Source organism: Paraburkholderia kururiensis JCM 10599 = LMG 19447, assembly GCF_003986935.1.
GTDB classification, from domain to species: domain Bacteria; phylum Pseudomonadota; class Gammaproteobacteria; order Burkholderiales; family Burkholderiaceae; genus Paraburkholderia; species Paraburkholderia kururiensis.
In genome coordinates this window covers 1-402 of record NZ_RJZE01000130.1, presented here as the reverse complement: position 1 = coordinate 402, position 402 = coordinate 1, and the positions used below count along the sequence as shown (strand labels likewise).

Sequence of the window (402 nt, the reverse complement as noted above, 5' to 3'; positions counted from 1 at the left end):
CCGCTGTAGATCGAGGCCACCCCGCCGTCGCCCATGGCGTGCTGGTACACGGCCTCGGCATAGAGGTCCGTGCGGCGCGACAGCGCATAGTCCGCCTGCAGGCCGATCTGGTGGTAACGCGTCTTCATGTCGTTGCCGGCCGCGTTGACACCGTAACCGCGCGCATCCGTGAACGTGTAGGCAATGCCCAGGCCCAGCGCCGGCGTCACGGCATACCTGCCGTTGACCTCGTAGTTGTTCGAGCGCCCCTGGCGCTGGCCCGCCGCGGCGCCCGCCAGGTTGTCCACACGCGACTGCGTCCATGCCACGCCCACCGTCGCCGGGCCAAACGCGTACGACGCGCCCGCGCCGAACTCACGCTGACGGAACCGGCCCGTCATGACGCCCGAGGTGTTGGCCAGC

At 69.9% G+C, this 402-nt stretch carries 1 protein-coding gene; it reads right to left on the bottom strand.

Going from position 1 to position 402, the window contains the following annotated elements:
• Positions 1-402 (bottom strand): porin (locus PKKP23_RS33605; protein ID WP_138721066.1); only part of this gene is annotated, 402 nt, incomplete at both ends.